Raw genomic sequence first — 320 nt, 5'->3', positions numbered from 1 at the left:
GAGCACGACGAGATCGTTGGCGCCGGTCGTGGACACACCGGCAACCAACCACGACTCCGCGAGCGGGGGGCGGCACGCCGACGCACTGAAACCGGTGAGGTCGGTCGAGGAGACGGTCGCCGAACCGGCGGCCGCGAAGGGGGTCGCGGCGCGGTCCTTCGGCGCCGCGCGGAACACCGTGGCATCCCCCGATCCGTCACCGGTCGCACCGGTGGCCCGGGAGACCTCCGCCCCGGCGGCATCGGGACCGGAGACGATCGTCGGCGTCGCGGCGACGGTGACCCCACCGGCGGACTCGGCGGCGCGTCCGAGCGCGAACA

At 75.0% G+C, this 320-nt stretch carries 1 protein-coding gene; it reads right to left on the bottom strand.

The genetic code is table 11. The annotated features are described in order from the left end of the window. Positions 1 to 320 (bottom strand): DUF5719 family protein (locus tag ACZ3HG_RS23275; protein WP_465334684.1); only part of this gene is annotated, 320 nt, incomplete at both ends.

The sequence above is a fragment of the Erwinia sp. PME.40.26/001 genome (assembly GCF_055556675.1).
Note: the sequence above shows the minus strand (reverse complement) of the source record. Positions and strands in the feature narration are given on the sequence as shown.